General features: G+C 65.7%; 1 protein-coding gene. It reads left to right on the forward strand.

Translation table 11 applies throughout. The annotated features are described in order from the left end of the window. The first annotated feature begins 70 nt into the window (after positions 1 to 70). Positions 71 to 1290 (forward strand): IS3 family transposase gene (locus HCA61_RS25830; RefSeq protein WP_169691051.1). Its coding sequence is split into 2 segments (ribosomal slippage): positions 71 to 380 and positions 380 to 1290, totalling 1221 coding nucleotides; the frame shifts between segments, so codons are not numbered across the junction. Positions 1291 to 1322 lie beyond the last annotated feature (32 nt).

The raw sequence follows: 1322 nt of genomic DNA on the forward strand, positions 1-1322 counted from the left end.
GGGCATTCCCCCCGGAGTGTGGACATCCTGAACACTGGGCCATGAAGGGCCCAGAAGGAGTGATGTCACGATGGTGATGAAGGCGTATTCGGCGGAGTTCAAGGCCGATGCCGTCGCGCTGTACTTGTCCGACCCGAGCCACACCTTCGAGGGCATCGGCAAGGACCTGGGCGTCAGCCGCGAAACCCTGCGCAACTGGGTGCGTGCGGAACGTAAACGCACCGGCACTGCGTCCGCAGCGGACCGGCCCCGGAAGCCGGCACCGGCGGGCGGGGTATCGTCCGAGTCCGTGTTGGAAGAGGAAAACAGGCATCTCAAAGCGCAGATCCGCAAGCTGGAGACCGAGCGGGAAATTCTGCGGAGGGCCGCGAAATATTTCGCGGGCGAGACCAACTGGTGAGCCGCTTCCAGTTCGTCGACGACCACCGCAACACCGCGCCGGTGAAGTGGCTGTGCCAGATCCTCGAGGTGTCCCGATCCGGTTTCTACCGGTGGCTCGCCGCCGCGCCTGCCCGGGCCGAACGTGCCCGTGCCGACGAGGAGCTCGCGACGCGGATCCGTGGGATTCACGACGAGTTCGACGGCACCTACGGTGCCCCGCGCATCACGGCTGAGTTGCGCGACGCCGGGATCGAGGTGAACCACAAGCGGGTCGAACGGGTGATGCGTGCGAACGGGATCGTCGGGGTGCACCTGCGCAAGACCGTGCGCACCACAGTCCCCGAACCTTCCGCGAGCCCGGTGCCGGACCTGATCCGGCGGGACTTCACCGCGAGCGCACCGAACACCAAGTACGTCGGCGACATCACTTACCTCCCCGTCGGGGACGGTGACTTCCTCTATCTGGCAACAGTATTGGACCTGAACTCCAAACGGTTGGCGGGGTGGTCGATCGCACCGCATATGCGCACCGAGCTGGTCACCGACGCCCTGCGGGCAGCGGCCGCCGCCCGCGGTGCCGCCGGTCTCGACGGCGCGATCTTCCACTCCGACAACGGTGCCCAATACGTCTCGCAGAACTTCGCGGATGTCTGCCGCGAGCTGGGCGTGACCCGGTCGCGAGGTGCGGTCGGAACGTCGGCGGACAACGCCGCCGCCGAATCATGGAACGCGACGTTGAAGCGGGAGACACTCCAGGGCCGGAAGCGGTGGAACAGCGCAGGTGAGGCCCGCACCGCCGTCTTCCGTTGGATCACGCGTTACAACACGCGAAGGAGGCATTCCGCTCTCGGTCAGATCTGTCCTATCGAGTTCGAGCAGAGATCGACTATGATGGCTTCCGCCGCATAGGTATTGGTGTCCACATCTCGGGGGGAACGCCC

The organism is Rhodococcus sp. HNM0563 (assembly GCF_012726195.1).
Lineage (GTDB): Bacteria > Actinomycetota > Actinomycetes > Mycobacteriales > Mycobacteriaceae > Rhodococcus.